Source organism: Caballeronia sp. PC1, from assembly GCF_021353155.1.
GTDB lineage: Bacteria > Pseudomonadota > Gammaproteobacteria > Burkholderiales > Burkholderiaceae > Caballeronia > Caballeronia cordobensis.
This window is the reverse complement of sequence record NZ_JAJUBH010000001.1, coordinates 889206-903545: the sequence shown is the minus strand read 5'-3', so window position 1 is coordinate 903545 and position 14340 is coordinate 889206. Positions and strand designations below refer to the sequence as shown.

Genomic DNA, 14340 nt, shown 5'->3' with positions numbered 1-14340 from the left:
CACGCTCATGACGCGATGTTCATTGCATGCATGATTCAATCCGCTTCGCGCGCACGCAAAATACAAACCAAAGCGAACGAATGCCCCCGCGCGCGCGTCGAAGCGATCCGACAACGAACAAAACAAGCAGGTGACTTGGAACCATGGAGCTTTTGCGATGACAGGCGGTTTCCCGCATCGGGGTGATGCGTCGTCGATCGGCCTTCAGGTGCTTATGCGAGCGTGTCGGGCGGCGGGCGCCTTCCATGCCGCCGCGCGCCTGATCGTGCGGATGGCCGCGCTCATCGTCGCGACCGTGCGCAGCGTGCGCGCGCTGCGCCTGACGACGAGCCTGTCCATCGCCGCCACGTTCGCGCTTTCCGCGTGCGGACTGATGCCGCAGCAGACGCCCGCGCCGATCGTCGAGCACTCCTATATCCCGACGCCGGACGAGGCAGGCTCCGGCGAGCCCGAGGAACCGCTGCCCGCCGTGCAGGCCCCGGAACCCGCCTCCGCCGTCAAACCCGCGCCCGCGCCGAAGCCCAGGCGCCGCGTCATCAAGCCGAGGCCGCCTGAGCCGGTCGTGGTCCCGCCGCCCGAGCCGCCGGAGCCGCCACCGCCGCCGCAGATCATTTCGACGCGCATCATGCAGCACGACCAGTTGCACGGCCTGCTCGATGCCGAGGTGCAGCGGCCGGACGGCAAGGTCGTCGGCCGCGCGGTGGACATGTATGTCGATGCGGCCGCGAAGCCGAAGCTCCTGATGGTCAATCTGGCGGGCTTCATGGGCGTCGGCGACCGCAAGGTCAACTTCCCGTGGAACGCGTTCAAGTTCACGCCCAATTCGAAGACCGCGCCGATCACGTTCGTGCCGCCCGCGCCGGCCGCCAAGGGCAAACCGGCCGAACCGGTGGTCAAGCCGCAGCCTGTCAACGAGGCGCCCGCGAACCTCATGCAGCTCGTCGATTCGACGGTGGCGCAAAAGAGCGGCGCGCGCATCGGGCGCGTGGTGGATGTGCTCGTCGATTCGCAGGCGCAGCCGCAGGCGCTCGTGGTCGATCTTTCCAGTTCGCTCGCGGGCGACAAGCGGCATGTCGCGGCCAACTGGAGCGACCTGCACGTCCTCGCGCGCAATAAACAATGGTTTTTGCAGATGGATTTCAACGACGCGCAACTGAAGGCCGCGCCGACCTACTCGCCCGAGCAGCCGATCAAGATCGTGTCGCCCGTGGTGCCCGCGCCGGCTTCGACGGCAAGCGCTGCATCGGCGCCGGGTGCATCGGGGACAGCGGGCGCGACGGCTTCCGGCGCCGTCTCGACGCCCGCGCAGGCTTCCGGCGCGCGTCTCGCCAGATAACGGATAACGACATCGGAAACAGATTCACAACATGGTAATTGCACGCAGTCTGCGCGCGCTCGACTGGCTGAACTTCTTCGTCGCCAACGTGCAGACCGGCTTCGGCCCTTTCATTGCTTCGTACCTCGCGGCCAATAAATGGACGCAGGGCGAGATCGGCCTGATGCTTTCCGTCGGCACGATCAGCGCGATGGCGAGCCAGTTGCCGGCAGGCGCGCTCGTCGACGCGATGCGCAACAAGAAGTTCGCTGCGCTTTCCGCGATCGTCGCGATCATCGTGAGCGCGCTGTTGCTCGCCGCGAGCCCGACCTTCGTCCCCGTTTTCGCCGCCGAAGTGCTGCACGGCTTCGCGAGCTGCATGCTCGTCCCGGCGATGGCGGCGATCTCGCTCGCCCTCGTCTCCCGCGCCGATCTCGGCGACCGGCTCGGGCGCAATGCGCGCTGGGCGTCGATCGGCAGCGCGTTGACCGCGGCGTTGATGGGCGCGTTCGGCGAGTATCTGTCGCTGCGCTCGGTGTTCTTTCTGACGGCGGCGCTCGCGTTGCCTGCGATCGTCGCGCTGCGCATGATTCACTATGACATTCCGCCCGCCGTCCCGCGCGTGCCGAAGGGCACGCCGAAGAGGACGCCCGAAGGTGAAGAGCGCGAATCCTTGCGCGAGCTGCTGAAGGACCGGCGCCTTTTGATTTTCGCGGCGTGCGTGGTGCTCTTTCACCTGTCGAACGCGGCGATGCTCAATCTCGCGGCCGGCGAAGTCACTGCGCACATGGGCGACAACGTTCAACTCGTGATCGCGGCGTGCATCATCGTGCCGCAGTTCATCGTTGCGGCGTTGTCGCCGTGGGTGGGGCGGCAGGCACAGAAATGGGGGCGCAGGCCGGTGCTCATTCTCGGGTTCTGCGCGCTTCCCGTTCGCGCGATTCTGTTCGCGGGGGTGTCGAGTCCGTATCTGCTCGTGCCGGTGCAGATGCTCGATGGCATCAGCGCTGCTGTGTTTGGGGTGATGCTGCCTCTCATTGCCGCGGATGTCGCCGGTGGGCGGGGGCACTACAACCTGACGATCGGGTTCTTCGGGTTGGCTGCTGGTGTTGGGGCGACGCTTTCGACGGCTGCGGCTGGGTTCGCTGCTGATCGGTTCGGGACTGCGATGAGCTTCTTTGGGCTCGCCGGGGCGGGGGCGCTTGCGGTGGCGATGGTTTGGCTTGCTATGCCGGAGACGCGGGGGGCGGATGGTGTTAAGGAGGATGAGGCTGAGCCTCGGGTGGGGGTTTGAGGGGTTGGTTTTGTTTTTCGTGGAACTTGCTTTGTTGTTGGTTTATTAGCACTGCCCCTCCCCGGGGCGGGGGTAACTTTCTTTGCTGCTGCAAAGAAAGTCACCAAAGAAAGCAGCTTTCTCACCGCCCGCGGTCACACGTAGTTTGGCCACTCTTCTCCTCGGGGAACGGCCCTCGCCTAAAGAGTGTCCTCACAGGACCCATCGGGCTTGGATCGCGCACGGTCTGCCGCATCGCGCCACTTAATGTGTTGGTACAGCCATTTCAAGTTCCGGCCCGCTTCGCGGCCGATGGGAAGAGCGGGTTTGCGTGCGCCTTCGTGTTCCGCTGGTTTCCCCCGCATACCCCACGGCAGCGCGCAGCGCTGTGCCGAAGCTATTTCGTGCTGAACCAGCGCGTTCAAAGTTATGGCTTGTCAGACCGTGCGCGATCCAAGCCCGGTTGTTTCTTTGAGGGCACTCTTTAGGCGAGGGCCGTTCCCCGAGGAGAAAAATGGCCAAACTGCGTGTGACCGCGGGCGGTGACAAAGCTGCTTTCTTTGGTGACTTTCTTTGCAGCAGCAAAGAAAGTTACCCCCGCCCCGGGGAGGGGCAGTGCTAATAAACCAACAACAAAGCAAGTTCCACGAAAACCAAAACCCGCAATTCACCTCAACGGCCCCAACCCTTCAAGCAAAGTAGGAACCAACTCACTCACAGTAGGATGCACATGCATAGCCCGCTGCAGCGTCACAAACGGCGCATCCGCATTCATGATCTCGATGAAAGTATGAATCACCTCATCCCCTTCGATGCCATAAATCGCCGCGCCTAAAAACCGTTGCGTACGCGCATCCACCAGCGCCTTCATGAACCCATCGGTTTCCCCGCGCTCCCGAGCGCGCCCCACCCGTGTCATCGGCATCGTCGCGATCAGGGCCTCGCGGCCGTCCTTGCGCACCTCCTCTTCGCTCATCCCGACACGCGCGAACGGCGGATCCACGAAAACGGCATACGCCATAATGCGCGTATCGACGCTGCGCGATTCGCCATCGAGCACATTCGAAGCAATGATCTCGTAGTCGTTCCACGACGTATGCGTGAACGCGCCACGCCCGTTCACGTCGCCGAGCGCATACACGCCCTCGACGCCCGTGCGCAACTGCCCGTCCACATCGATCATGCCGTGCCTGTTCACCTCGATGCCCGCATGCGCAAGACCAAGATCGTCGGTGTTCGGCGTGCGGCCCGTCGCGAACAGCAGATGCGATGCGTCGATCGTCTCATCGCCGACAAAAACGCGCACTCCGCCCGCCGACCGCTCCACCTTGCCAATCTGCGCGCCAAAGCGAAACTCGACGCCCTCGCGCACGAATACCTCCTGCATCGCGCGCGCGACATCCTCGTCCTCCCGCGTCAGGATGCGCTCGCCGCGCACGAGCAAGGTCACGCGGCTGCCGAAGCGCCGGAACATCTGCCCGAATTCGAGCGCGATGTAACTCGCGCCCACGATCACGAGATGCGCCGGCACCTCGGTCAGTTCGAGAATCGTGGAATTGGTCAGGTACGGAACCTGTTCGAGCCCGTCGATCTCCGGCACCGTCGCGCGCGTGCCCGTGTTGATGAAGATCAGATCGGCGTCGATGTCTTGCGTCGAGCCATCGCTCGCTTCGATCGAAAGCGCATGCGGGCCCGTGAAGCGTCCGTGGCCCTTGAAGACAGTGAGATTCTTCGTGCCGCGCAGCCATTTTTCGATGCCCGTGCGCGAGCCGCCGATCACCTCGTCCTTGCGCGCCTTCACGCGCGCCATGTCGATGGCGATATCGCCGCCGATCATCACGCCGTACCGTGCCGCCGTGCGTGCGACATGCGCCGCGCGCGCGCTCGCGACATAAGTCTTGGTCGGCGTGCAGCCGACGTTCACGCAGGTGCCGCCGAACAGATGCCGCTCGATCACGGCCGTGCGCCTGCCGCTTTTTGCGAGCCGCGCGGCAAGCGGCGAGCCGCCCTGCCCCGTGCCGATGACGACCGCATCGAAGTGCTGTGACATGTCGCGTTCTCCCTGGTTTTTTGCATCCGTCATGCAAAAAAACATGCAAATAAAGCGGATGACGAATGGAGATGCCCGAACCGAAATGCATCTTACGCGCAAGTCGATAAGCAGGCAGACGCGCTGCTCGAACCACCGTTTGAGGCGCGCGCTTCGGACACGGGCATGGCTCGTGCTGCGTTTTCCGGAACGCGCCGCGCGTTGCGGCGCGCGGCCCCTCGACAACCCGCGGCAAGCAGTCGAAACCCGCACCCGAAGCCCGAAGGCATTCATGACCGAGACGATCTGGTTTCTCGTCGTCGGCGGTGTGCTCATCTTCATGGGCCTCGCCAGCTCGACGTTCAAGCGCCTGCCGATCAGCACCGCGATGTGCTATCTCGCGATCGGTTTCGCGATGGGCCCCGCCGCGTCGAATCTGCTCGCGCTCGACCTCACAAGCGATGCGACGGTCCTTCGACGCATCACCGAAGTCGCGATGCTGGTGTCGCTCTTCGCGATCGGCCTGCGCCTGCGCGTGCCGCCCACCGACCGCATCTGGATTCTGCCGATCCGCCTGGGCCTCGTCGCGATGGTGCTCACCGTCGCCGTGCTCACGCTCTTTTGCGCGTACGTGCTCGGACTCGGCTGGGGCCCGGCGCTCCTGCTCGCGGCGATGCTCGCGCCGACCGATCCCGTGCTCGCCCACGACGTGCAGGTCGAAGCGCCCGGCGACATCGACTTGCTGCGTTTCTCGCTGACGGGCGAAGGCGGCCTGAACGACGGCATCGCGCTGCCCTTCGCGCTGCTCGGCATCGCGGTGTGCCGCATGCAGGCGACGCCCAGCGAAGCGCTGCACTGGAGCTTCGCGTTGCAGGCGGCGTGGGGCATCGCGGGCGCGCTCGTGAGCGGCTGGCTGCTCGGCGCGCTCTCGGTGCGGCTCGTGGCCTGGCTGCGCACACGCCACGGCGAGGCGCTCGGACCGGAGGGCTTTTATGCGCTCGGCCTGATCTCGCTGTCTTACGGCGTCGCCGAACTGCTGCACACCTATGCCTTTCTCGCGGTCTTCGCCGCGGGTCTCGCGATGCGCCGCGTCGAGCAGAAGGCAAGCGGCGGCAAGTCCGCGCGCGAGGCGGTCGGCAAGATCGATGCGGACGATGTCGGCGCCGCCGCGTCCGATCCCGAGCGCGCGCACGCATTCATGGCCGAGCGCGTGCACGGCTTCACGCTCGAACTCGAACGGATCGCCGAAGTGGCGATCATGCTGATCGTCGGCGCCGTGCTTGCGACGATATGGCGCGAGCTTTTCACATGGCAGGCGGCCGCGCTCATCGTCGCGCTCTTTCTCGTGCTGCGGCCCGCGGCGGTGGAAGCATCGCTCATCGGCTCGCACGCGGCCGGCGCGCAACGGCGGCTCATGAGCTGGTTCGGCATACGCGGCGTCGGCTCGTTTTACTATCTGCTTTATGCGCTCGAGCACGCGCCGCACGACGTGGCCGCGCCGCTCGTGCCGCTCGTCATCGCGACGATCACCGCATCGGTCGTCGTGCATGGCATCACCGCGACGCCGCTCATGAAGCGATATCGACGCACGATAGCCGACGACTGATTTCAAGGAACGAAGCGTGAAGCATCTGATTTTCTTCTGCGGGCACGCGGGCGCGGGCAAGACGACGCTCGCGAAGCGGCTCTTCGCGCCGCTCATGCACGCGAGCCGCGAGCCCTTCTGCCTGCTCGACAAGGACACGCTCTACGGCGCCTACAGCGCCGCGGCGATCGGCGCGCTGACCGGCGATCCGCACGATCGCGACAGCCCGCTTTTCATCGAGCATTTCCGCGATCCGGAGTATCGCTGTCTCCTCGATACCGCCGCGGACAATCTCGCGCTCGGCGTAAGCGTCGTGGTGGTCGCGCCGCTCACGCGCGAAGTGCGCGGCTCGCGGCTTTTCGATCGCGCGTGGCTCGGCATCGGCGAGGATGTGGAGATTCGCGTCGTGTGGGTGCAGGTGGATGAAGACGTGGCGCGCGAGCGCATCGTCGCGCGCGGCGATCCGAACGATGCGTACAAGCTCGCGCATTGGGAAGACTATCGGCAGCGGCTGTTCGTGCCGGACGCGGCGCTCGCGCAGACGCTCGTCATGTTCGACAACACCGCGCCGGACGATGCCGCGCGCGAGGCATTGCTCGCGCGCCTGCTGGCCTGATTACTGACTTAGGCCGCCGCGAGTTGCCGCGCCGTCGCCAGCGCGTTCGCGCCTTCGTACAGCTTGCCGAAGCGGTTGTTGAGGAACGCGTCGAGCGGCACCTGCTCCTGGCGCACGAAGCCGCGTTGCGGCAGCACGCCTTCGCGGAAGAGATCGAGTTCCGCGCAGATCGCGCCGGCGGTCGTGATCTGGATCGCACTCATCGGCACACCACACACGTCCTTCGCGAAGATCTTGCGCGTGAACACGTCCTGCACGAGCTGGCCGCGGCGCATGCCGGTGACGGTGACGAAGATCAACACGACATCCTGCGCCGTGGACGGCACCGCGCGCTTCAACATCGTCTTCAGACCGTCGCGGTCGGTGGACATGCGCAGATCGTCGAGCAGGAATTTCATCAGCTCGCGATGGCCGGGATAGCGCACCGACTTGTAATCGAGCGTCTCGACTTTGCCGGCGAGCGTTTCGCACAGCGTGCCGAGACCGCCCGACGTGTTGAAAGCCTCGTACTCGATGCCGTCGAGCGAGAAATGCTCGACGCCTTCGAGCGGCTGCACCCATTGCGTGCGGCCTTCGCGAATGGCTTCGCACGGCTGGCAGTACTCGTTGATGAGGCCGTCGATGCTCCACGTGAGGTTGTACTTCAGCGCATTCGTCGGAAACTCGGGCAGCGCGCCGACGCGCATCTTCACTTCGCGCACGTCGTCCAGACGCTTGGCCAGATCGTGCGCGACGATGCCGATGAAGCCCGGCGCGAGACCGCATTGCGGCATGAAGGCGAGTTCCGAATCGTCGGCGATCGCGCGGATCGCGTGCGTCGCGCGCACGTCTTCGGTCAGGTCGAAGTAATGCACGCCCGCCGCTTTCGCCGCCGACGCGACATTGATCGCGAGGTAGTAAGGCAGCGCGTTGACGAGCGCATCGAAGCCGATGAGCGCCTGGCGCAACGCGGGCGTATCGGCGGAATCGACACGGCGCGTCGGGATGCCCTGCGCATCGAGGAGCGCGAGCGCGTGTTCGTCACGATCGAACGCGACGACGTCGAAGTCCCCCGTTTCTCGCAGCAAATGCGCAATGCTCTGACCGATCAGTCCGGCGCCGACGAGGGCCACTTTCATATTCATCTCCTTTATGTGCGTTTGGGCCATAACCACTTACTCACACAGTTTAGGAGCGGGCGAATACTGATCCTAGACACAAAATGATGCGCTTCGACGATGAATTTCGTCATTTCGACGATGAAACGCGACGAATCGTCGTGCCCGGCCGCGATCAACCCGCGCGCTCACCCCGCGCGATCGATCTTCCGCGCCAGGATGATCGATGTCGTGGTCCGCTCGACGCCTTCCAGCGCGCCGATTTCGTCGAGCAGGTCGTTCAGCCGGTCGGGCGAATCGGCGCGCAGCCATGCGACGTAATCGAACTCGCCGCTCACCGCGCAGAGCAACTGGATCTCCGGCATGCGCGCGAAGCGCTTTTGCAGATCGCGGCCGTACTTCGGCGTGAGCTTGATGCCGACATACGCCTGAATGCTCGCATCGAGCACGTCCTGCCCGAGCCGCACGCCATAGCCCGCGATCACGTTGTTCTTTTCGAGCCGCGCGATGCGCGCGATCACCGTCGTGCGCGCGACGCCCAGTTGCCGCGCAAGGTTCGCGACGCTTTCGCGCGCGTTCATCTGCAAGAGCGCGATGAGATTGCGGTCGATGTCGTCGAGCTGATCGAGGCGCGGCGGTCTCATGCGGGTGTCGTCCTTGGCATTTTGCGTTTTGAGTTATGCGTTTTGAATGCCATCGGGCATTCCGCGTTTTGTGTTTTGCATTATCGCCGACCCGCGTGCCCGTCAGACGCCCAGCCGGGCCACCATGAAATCGACGAAGCTCGCGAGCTTGGGCGTCGCACGCGTATCGCGCGGATAGACGAGATGCACCGGCGAAGGCTTCGGCAGGAAGTCGTGCAGCACCGCGACGAGCGCGCCGCTCGCCAGTTCATCCTCCACAAGCGCGTGCGGCTGAAGCACCAGACCGAAGCCCGCGAGCGCGGCCTTCTTGAGCGCCTGGCCGTTGTTCGCCCGAAAGCGCGAGGACTGCGCGCGGCGGGCGAGCGTGGCGTCGTCTTCGCCTTCGAGCCGCCAGCCTGCTTCGCGCCCCTGATGCACGAAGCCGAGGCATTCGTGAGCGGCAAGATCCGCGGGCGTCGCAGGCGTGCCCGCGCGCGCGAGATAGCCGGGCGAAGCGCAGACGGTCATCGCGTAGGCTTTTAGCGGACGCGCGACGAAGCTCGAATCGGCGAGCGGACCGATGCGCACGGCTGCATCGAAACCTTCCTCGACAATATCGACCATGCGATTCGTGAGATCCAGTTCGACGCTGATCTGCCCGAACGCCGCGAGAAACTCGGTCACGGCGGGCGTCACGAACTGCACGCCGTACGTGAGCGGCACCGTCACGCGCAGCACGCCGCGCGGCGTTGCGCCCATCGCTTCGGCGAGCGAATCGGCGGCGTCGACTTCCGCGAGGATGCGGCGGCATCGCTCGTAATACGCGCGCCCGATCTCCGTCAGACTCTGACGGCGCGTCGTGCGCACGATGAGCCGCGCATCGAGCCGCGCCTCCAGCGCCTGAAGATGCTTGCCCGCCATCGGCGCGGAGATGGAAAAGCGCTCGGCGGCGGCGCTCAGGCTGCCCGCCTCGACGATGGCGACGAAGACCCGCATGCTCAACAAGGTATCCACTGCGTTATTTTCCAGAGACGTTTCGAATGTAAGCAGTTGTGGCAATGCGGGCGATTCCGCGTGCAATCGTGATACTAATATCCGCCGATGGCGTGCTCACGTCGCCTTACAGGCTGGCTTACGAAGCGCGCCGCTATTCCTTGCCGCTATTCCTTATCGATCGAAGGTAAATTCCGAATGAAAAGAACTCTCGTTGCACTGGCCGCGTTCTGCGCACTGAGCCCGGTATTCGCGCAAACGCAAGCGCCCGCTGCGGCATCGGCGGCCGCGGTACAGGCTGCGGCGTCCGCCCCCGCCGCCAACAAGCGCGAGGCGCGCGTCGAAGAGCGTATCGCGGAACTGCATTCGAGCCTCAAGATCACGCCGCAACAGGAAGCGCAGTGGTCGAAATTCGCCGACGTGATGCGCGACAACGGCCGCACGATGGCGGATCTGTATCGTCAGCGCATCGCGCAGCGCGACACCATGTCCGCGCTCGACGACATGAAGCAATACGAGCAGATCACGCAGGCGAACGCCGACGGCACCAAGCGTCTCGTCGAGGCTTTCGAGCCGCTTTACGCGAGCCTTTCGCCGGAGCAGAAGAAGCTGGCCGACACGAACTTCCGCGAGGATCACGGCAAGGCGCGGCAGCATCGCGCGCATCGCCGTTCGCATGCGGCAGGCGCCGACGCCGCGTCCACGACGAAGCCCTGAGCCGGGCACACGTCGCAGAGAGAACCCGCATCGCGATGCGGGTTTTTTTCTTTCGCCGGATGCAAAATGGCGCGAATGCCGTTACGATCCGGCACCGTCACTGCCACCGCCCTTCCCGATAGCACCATGCTCCATTTGTCCCAGCTCGATCTCGCCGCCGATCCCGCCGCATGCCGCGTCGTGAAAGACGAAGCCGTAACCGTCGAATTCGCCATGTCGGCAGGCGAGCTGATGAGCCTCGAAGGCCCGAACCGCTATGCGAGCGGCGATGCGATCGTCACCGGCAGCGGCGGCGAGCGCTGGGTTGTGTCGCGCGAACGCTTCGACGCCAAGTACGTGCCCGAAGGCGGCATCGCGCATGGCGACGCGGGCACGTATCGCAACCGGCCGAGCATCGTGCTCGCGAAGCAGATGCAGGAGCCTTTTTCGATTGCGCGATCCGCCGCGGGCGACATCCTCACCGGCGACGCAGGCGACTGGGTGATGCAGTACGCGCCCGGCGATTACGGCGTCGTCAAGGCGGCGCGCTTCGCCAGCGTCTACCGGAAGGCCTAGGCGAAGTCCTCGCCCATTTCGATTTCCACTTCGCGCGGCACGGTCTCGCCGTTCGCATACGTCTCTTCGAGCGATCCGAGCGTCGCTTCCACATACGCGCGCAGCACCGCGTAACTGCGCGCGTGCATGCGCGGCGGCATTGCCCGATAACGTGCGAGCGCGGCCGGATCGAAGCGCACGTCGATCGTGATGCGCCGCGCCGTCGCGCCGAAGCGCATCGCCACATAGTGAATCACGAGCGACGTGCGTCCCGCTTCGTCCCGGCGTTCGGCGAATTGCGTCTGCTCGGGAAAGAGATCGCAGATCACGTGCGCGAGCATGTCGATGTCCGCGCTCGGACAGTCGTATTGATAGTCGTCCATTCGATGTCGATAGTCGATTGAATCGCCGCTCAGGTGCGTTCAGGCCCCTTCGGGCGTACGCGCGGCGGCACGGCGATAGTAGCGCACGAGCGCAACCGCAACGATCACGCCGAGCACGAGATACACGGCGTCGGCGGCGATCAGCGGCACGAGCCGCGCCTGAAAGAGCGCGGCGGGCAAGCCGACGAGCGCATGGGCGGCCACGAGAAACGCCAGCGCATGACGCGAGCGCTCGCGCAGCATCTGCCACATCAGCGCGGAAAAGCCGAGTTGCAGCACGAAGGCGCTCGCGCGCTCGACGAGAAAAATGCCCGCCGATACGGGCGAAAGACTCAGCAGCACGAGATGGATCCGCGCGATGGCTTCGAGCGGCGCGTGCGCGAATTGCGCATCGAGCGTGCCGCGATTGGCAAGCACGGCGTAGACGATCCATTGCGCCTGGACGAACACGCCGACGATCCACGCCTCCGCCCCGCCATGCCCGATGCCGTATCCGAGCGCCGGACCGTGGCGATCGAGCGCGCCCGGCTCGCGCGAGACGAGCCATTTCATCGCGAGAAAGCGCCCGACCTCTTCGCACAGGCCCGCCGCGACCGCGCCGTAAATGACGAAGACCGCGGGATTCATCAGCCACGCGGATGTGACCGGGTTGCTCAGCATGAAGCCGTGCAGCGCGCGCTCGATGACCATCGCGAAGAGCGCGAACACGGCGATGCCGAGAATCGCCTCGCGCGGCGCGATGGAAAAGCGCGGCCGCAGCTTCCGGTACAGCACGACAGGCATGGCGGCGACGATGAGCGTCGCCACCGCGAGGCACAGCAAGGTCGAACCACTGACCATTCAGATTCCTTGTGATGCGTGTTGCTTGTCTCGTGCCGTCGATGCGCGCACGACCAGTTCGCCCGGCAGCAGGCATTCGCGCGCGGGCATCGCTGCGCCGCCGAGCCGTTCGTGGAGAAATTCGACCGCGCGCCGGCCGATATCGTACGTCGGCTGACGCACGGTTGTCATGCCGGCAAGCTGCGCCCATTCGGAATCGTCGATCGACATCAAGGCGACGCTCGCCTGCCAGTCCGGGCCGTGCCGCTCCTTGAGATGCACCGCGACGCGCAACGCCACCGGCCCGTTCGCCGCGAAGAGCGCGACCCGCCGGCCCGCCGCCTGCGCCGCCGTCACGCGCGTATCGAGCGCGGCGAGCGCGGGCGAGGCATCGGCGAGATCGATCACGAGCGTCGAGCCGCTTGCGCCGAGCGCCGCGACGGTCTCGCGAAACGCCGCTTCGCGCAGACGCCGCGAGCTGACGTGCGTGACGGGCTGCACGATGAACAGCAGCTCGTCGAACCCTTCATCGACGAGATGACGTGTCGCGAGTTGCACGGCGGCGGGATTGTCGAGCCCGACCATGTCGGTGATGAAGCCTTCCACGGAGCGATCGACGAGCACGACCGGAATGCCGCCTTGCGCGAAGCCTTGCAGCAGTTCTTCCTTCACCCCGAGCGCGTTGACGATGACGCCTTCGACGCGATACGTGGTGAGCAGTTGCAGATAGCGCCGCTCCATGTCGATTTCGTTGGCCGCGTGACAGATGAGCGGCATGTAGCCGAGCGCGTGGCACGCGGCTTCGACGCCTTGCAGCACTTCGACGGAATACGGATTGGTCAGGTCGGCGAGCAGCATGCCGATCAGGCGGTTACGGCCGCGCTTCAGCCCGCGCGCCATCTGATTCGGCCGGTAGTCGAGCTTCGCGATGGCCGCCTCGATACGCTCGCGCAGATCGGGCGACAGCACGCTCATCTCGCCGTTCAGATAGCGCGAGATGCTGGTCTTGCCGGTGCCGGCTTCGCGCGCGACATCGGTGATCGTCGCGCGGCGCGCACCGAATGCGACCGGGCGGTTGGTCAATGTGGGATCGTCGGACATAGTGGTCGTGGGCGCGCGCCTCGCGGTTAAGCGTGACGCGATGCCGTCGTTATCGTTCTCCTCGCATCGCATGTTAGCGCATGCGCGCGCCCGACCTTTTGCTTTTAGCGCGCAAGCACGTCGCGATTGACGATGTTCTGCGTGAGCGTGCCGTTCAGTGCGCCGATGAGATTTTCGGCGGCGTTGCGCGCCATTGCGTGCCGCGTTTCGTGCGTCGCCGAGCCGATATGCGGCAGCGCGACGACGTTCTTCATCGCGAGCAGCGGCGAATCGGCGGGCAGCGGTTCGGTCTCGAACACGTCGAGGCCCGCGCCGCGAATCGTGCCGTTCTTGAGGGCTTCGATGAGCGCGGCTTCGTCGACGGTCGGCCCGCGCGATGCGTTGATGAGTATCGCGCCCGGCTTCATTTTCCCGAGTTCGTTCGCGCCGATGAGATTGCGCGTTTCGGGCGTGAGCGGCACTTGCAGGCACACGAAATCGGATTGCGCGAGGAGTTCATCGAGTTCGACCCGCTTCGCGCCGTATTCCTTTTCCGCCTGCTCGTTCGCGCTGCGGTTGGTGTAGAGCACGTTCATGCGAAAGCCGAGCGCGGCGCGGCGCGCGACCGCTCCGCCGATGCGTCCCAGACCTACGATGCCGAGCGTCTTGCCTTGCACGTCGACGCCGAAGTTCGCTTCGCCGATGCTGGCTTTCCAGTTCCCTGCTTTCACCCATTCGGCGAGTTCGACGACGCGGCGCGCGCTCGCGAGGATCAGCGCGAAGACGGTGTCGGCGGTGGACTCGGTGAGCACATCGGGGGTGTGGGTGAGGACGATGCCGCGGCGCGTGAGGTCGGCGACGTCGAACTGGTCGAAGCCGACTGAGATCGTCGAGAGTGCTTTCAGGTTCGTTGCGCCTTCGAGCATGTCGGGGGAGATTTTTACGCTTGCACCGATGGCGCCGGTGGCGTGTTTTAGCGCCTCTACGAAGGCGGGTTTGTCGTTGGGGTCGACTTTGATCACTTCGGCGTGGGCGCGGAGGTAGGTTTCTACGTCGCTTGGTAAGGGTTTGTAGGCTACGATTTTTTTCATGGTTCGGGTGGGTTTGGGTTTTCGTGGAATCCTGATTTCGCGTCGCTCTATTAGCACTGCCCCTCCCCGGGGCGGGGGTAACTTTCTTTGCTGCTGCAAAGAAAGTCACCAAAGAAAGCAGCTTTTCAGGCCCGCGGTCACACGTAGTTTGACCACTTTTCTCCTCCTAGGTGACACTCGCCTAA

The 14340-nt window shown here is 64.9% G+C and carries 14 protein-coding genes; 6 read left to right on the top strand and 8 right to left on the bottom strand.

Annotation, left to right across the window (positions count from 1 at the left end):
* Positions 1 to 157: 157 nt before the first annotated feature.
* Together LY284_RS04335 and LY284_RS04330 are read left to right on the top strand one after the other, a co-directional pair.
* A complete protein-coding gene (locus LY284_RS04335; RefSeq protein WP_041730440.1) occupies positions 158 to 1336 on the top strand; it encodes a hypothetical protein in 1179 nt (392 codons plus the stop codon).
* 31 nt (positions 1337 to 1367) lie between these two features.
* On the top strand, positions 1368 to 2609 hold the full coding sequence (locus tag LY284_RS04330; RefSeq protein ID WP_041730442.1) for an MFS transporter: 1242 nt from the start codon (positions 1368 to 1370) through the stop codon (positions 2607 to 2609).
* Positions 2610 to 3255: 646 nt separating this feature from the next.
* Here LY284_RS04330 and LY284_RS04325 read toward each other — a convergent pair.
* Positions 3256 to 4638, bottom strand: a complete 1383-nt coding sequence (locus tag LY284_RS04325) for an FAD-containing oxidoreductase (RefSeq protein WP_014191535.1) — start codon at positions 4636 to 4638, stop codon at positions 3256 to 3258.
* A gap of 271 nt (positions 4639 to 4909) precedes the next feature.
* Between LY284_RS04325 and LY284_RS04320 the strand changes: the two genes are divergently transcribed.
* Together LY284_RS04320 and LY284_RS04315 are read left to right on the top strand one after the other, a co-directional pair.
* The gene (locus LY284_RS04320) at positions 4910 to 6223 is read left to right on the top strand and encodes a sodium:proton antiporter (RefSeq protein ID WP_053568291.1); all 1314 of its coding nucleotides are present in this window, start codon (positions 4910 to 4912) and stop codon (positions 6221 to 6223) included.
* A 16-nt stretch (positions 6224 to 6239) separates the two neighbouring features.
* A complete protein-coding gene (locus tag LY284_RS04315) occupies positions 6240 to 6818 on the top strand; it encodes an ATP-binding protein (protein ID WP_014191537.1) in 579 nt (192 codons plus the stop codon).
* A gap of 8 nt (positions 6819 to 6826) precedes the next feature.
* On the opposite strand, the gene LY284_RS04310 is transcribed toward LY284_RS04315, so the two are convergent.
* The 3 genes from LY284_RS04310 to LY284_RS04300 form a co-directional block, all read right to left on the bottom strand.
* Positions 6827 to 7936 carry a saccharopine dehydrogenase family protein gene (locus tag LY284_RS04310; protein WP_014191538.1) on the bottom strand — a complete coding sequence of 370 codons (1110 nt, stop codon included), beginning with the start codon at positions 7934 to 7936 and terminating at the stop codon, positions 6827 to 6829.
* A 167-nt stretch (positions 7937 to 8103) separates the two neighbouring features.
* Positions 8104 to 8559 carry an Lrp/AsnC family transcriptional regulator gene (locus LY284_RS04305; protein ID WP_014191539.1) on the bottom strand — a complete coding sequence of 152 codons (456 nt, stop codon included), beginning with the start codon at positions 8557 to 8559 and terminating at the stop codon, positions 8104 to 8106.
* Between the two features lie 102 nt (positions 8560 to 8661).
* Entirely contained in the window at positions 8662 to 9552 is an 891-nt protein-coding gene (locus LY284_RS04300) for a LysR family transcriptional regulator (RefSeq protein ID WP_014191540.1), read from the bottom strand.
* 177 nt (positions 9553 to 9729) lie between these two features.
* Between LY284_RS04300 and LY284_RS04295 the strand changes: the two genes are divergently transcribed.
* Together LY284_RS04295 and LY284_RS04290 are read left to right on the top strand one after the other, a co-directional pair.
* Positions 9730 to 10248: a Spy/CpxP family protein refolding chaperone gene (locus LY284_RS04295; protein WP_014191541.1), complete on the top strand. Its 519-nt coding sequence runs from the start codon at positions 9730 to 9732 to the stop codon at positions 10246 to 10248.
* A gap of 126 nt (positions 10249 to 10374) precedes the next feature.
* Complete coding sequence (locus tag LY284_RS04290; protein ID WP_014191542.1) at positions 10375 to 10803, top strand: PGDYG domain-containing protein; 429 nt, start codon at positions 10375 to 10377, stop codon at positions 10801 to 10803.
* Here the strand turns inward: LY284_RS04290 and LY284_RS04285 are convergent.
* The 4 genes from LY284_RS04285 to LY284_RS04270 form a co-directional block, all read right to left on the bottom strand.
* Positions 10800 to 11165 carry a DUF3022 domain-containing protein gene (locus LY284_RS04285; protein WP_014191543.1) on the bottom strand — a complete coding sequence of 122 codons (366 nt, stop codon included), beginning with the start codon at positions 11163 to 11165 and terminating at the stop codon, positions 10800 to 10802. The two genes, LY284_RS04290 and LY284_RS04285, sit on opposite strands and share 4 nt — an antisense overlap.
* Before the next feature lie 39 nt (positions 11166 to 11204).
* Positions 11205 to 12005: a YhfC family intramembrane metalloprotease gene (locus LY284_RS04280; RefSeq protein ID WP_014191544.1), complete on the bottom strand. Its 801-nt coding sequence runs from the start codon at positions 12003 to 12005 to the stop codon at positions 11205 to 11207.
* Complete coding sequence (locus tag LY284_RS04275; protein WP_050878285.1) at positions 12006 to 13085, bottom strand: LacI family DNA-binding transcriptional regulator; 1080 nt, start codon at positions 13083 to 13085, stop codon at positions 12006 to 12008. It lies immediately after the preceding gene.
* A gap of 104 nt (positions 13086 to 13189) precedes the next feature.
* Positions 13190 to 14155 (bottom strand): D-glycerate dehydrogenase, encoded by a 966-nt coding sequence (locus tag LY284_RS04270; RefSeq protein WP_014191546.1) that lies wholly within the window; start codon positions 14153 to 14155, stop codon positions 13190 to 13192.
* Positions 14156 to 14340: the final 185 nt, after the last annotated feature.

Bases quoted from the DNA above. Each gene is read 5' to 3' on its own strand.
- LY284_RS04335 (WP_041730440.1), top strand. From the start codon at position 158: ATGACAGGCGGTTTCCCGCATCGGGGTGATGCGTCGTCGATCGGCCTT.
- LY284_RS04330 (WP_041730442.1), top strand. From the start codon at position 1,368: ATGGTAATTGCACGCAGTCTGCGCGCGCTCGACTGGCTGAACTTCTTC.
- LY284_RS04325 (WP_014191535.1), bottom strand. From the start codon at position 4,638: ATGTCACAGCACTTCGATGCGGTCGTCATCGGCACGGGGCAGGGCGGC.
- LY284_RS04320 (WP_053568291.1), top strand. From the start codon at position 4,910: ATGACCGAGACGATCTGGTTTCTCGTCGTCGGCGGTGTGCTCATCTTC.
- LY284_RS04310 (WP_014191538.1), bottom strand. From the start codon at position 7,936: ATGAAAGTGGCCCTCGTCGGCGCCGGACTGATCGGTCAGAGCATTGCG.
- LY284_RS04305 (WP_014191539.1), bottom strand. From the start codon at position 8,559: ATGAGACCGCCGCGCCTCGATCAGCTCGACGACATCGACCGCAATCTC.
- LY284_RS04295 (WP_014191541.1), top strand. From the start codon at position 9,730: ATGAAAAGAACTCTCGTTGCACTGGCCGCGTTCTGCGCACTGAGCCCG.
- LY284_RS04290 (WP_014191542.1), top strand. From the start codon at position 10,375: ATGCTCCATTTGTCCCAGCTCGATCTCGCCGCCGATCCCGCCGCATGC.
- LY284_RS04285 (WP_014191543.1), bottom strand. From the start codon at position 11,165: ATGGACGACTATCAATACGACTGTCCGAGCGCGGACATCGACATGCTC.
- LY284_RS04280 (WP_014191544.1), bottom strand. From the start codon at position 12,005: ATGGTCAGTGGTTCGACCTTGCTGTGCCTCGCGGTGGCGACGCTCATC.
- LY284_RS04275 (WP_050878285.1), bottom strand. From the start codon at position 13,085: ATGTCCGACGATCCCACATTGACCAACCGCCCGGTCGCATTCGGTGCG.
- LY284_RS04270 (WP_014191546.1), bottom strand. From the start codon at position 14,155: ATGAAAAAAATCGTAGCCTACAAACCCTTACCAAGCGACGTAGAAACC.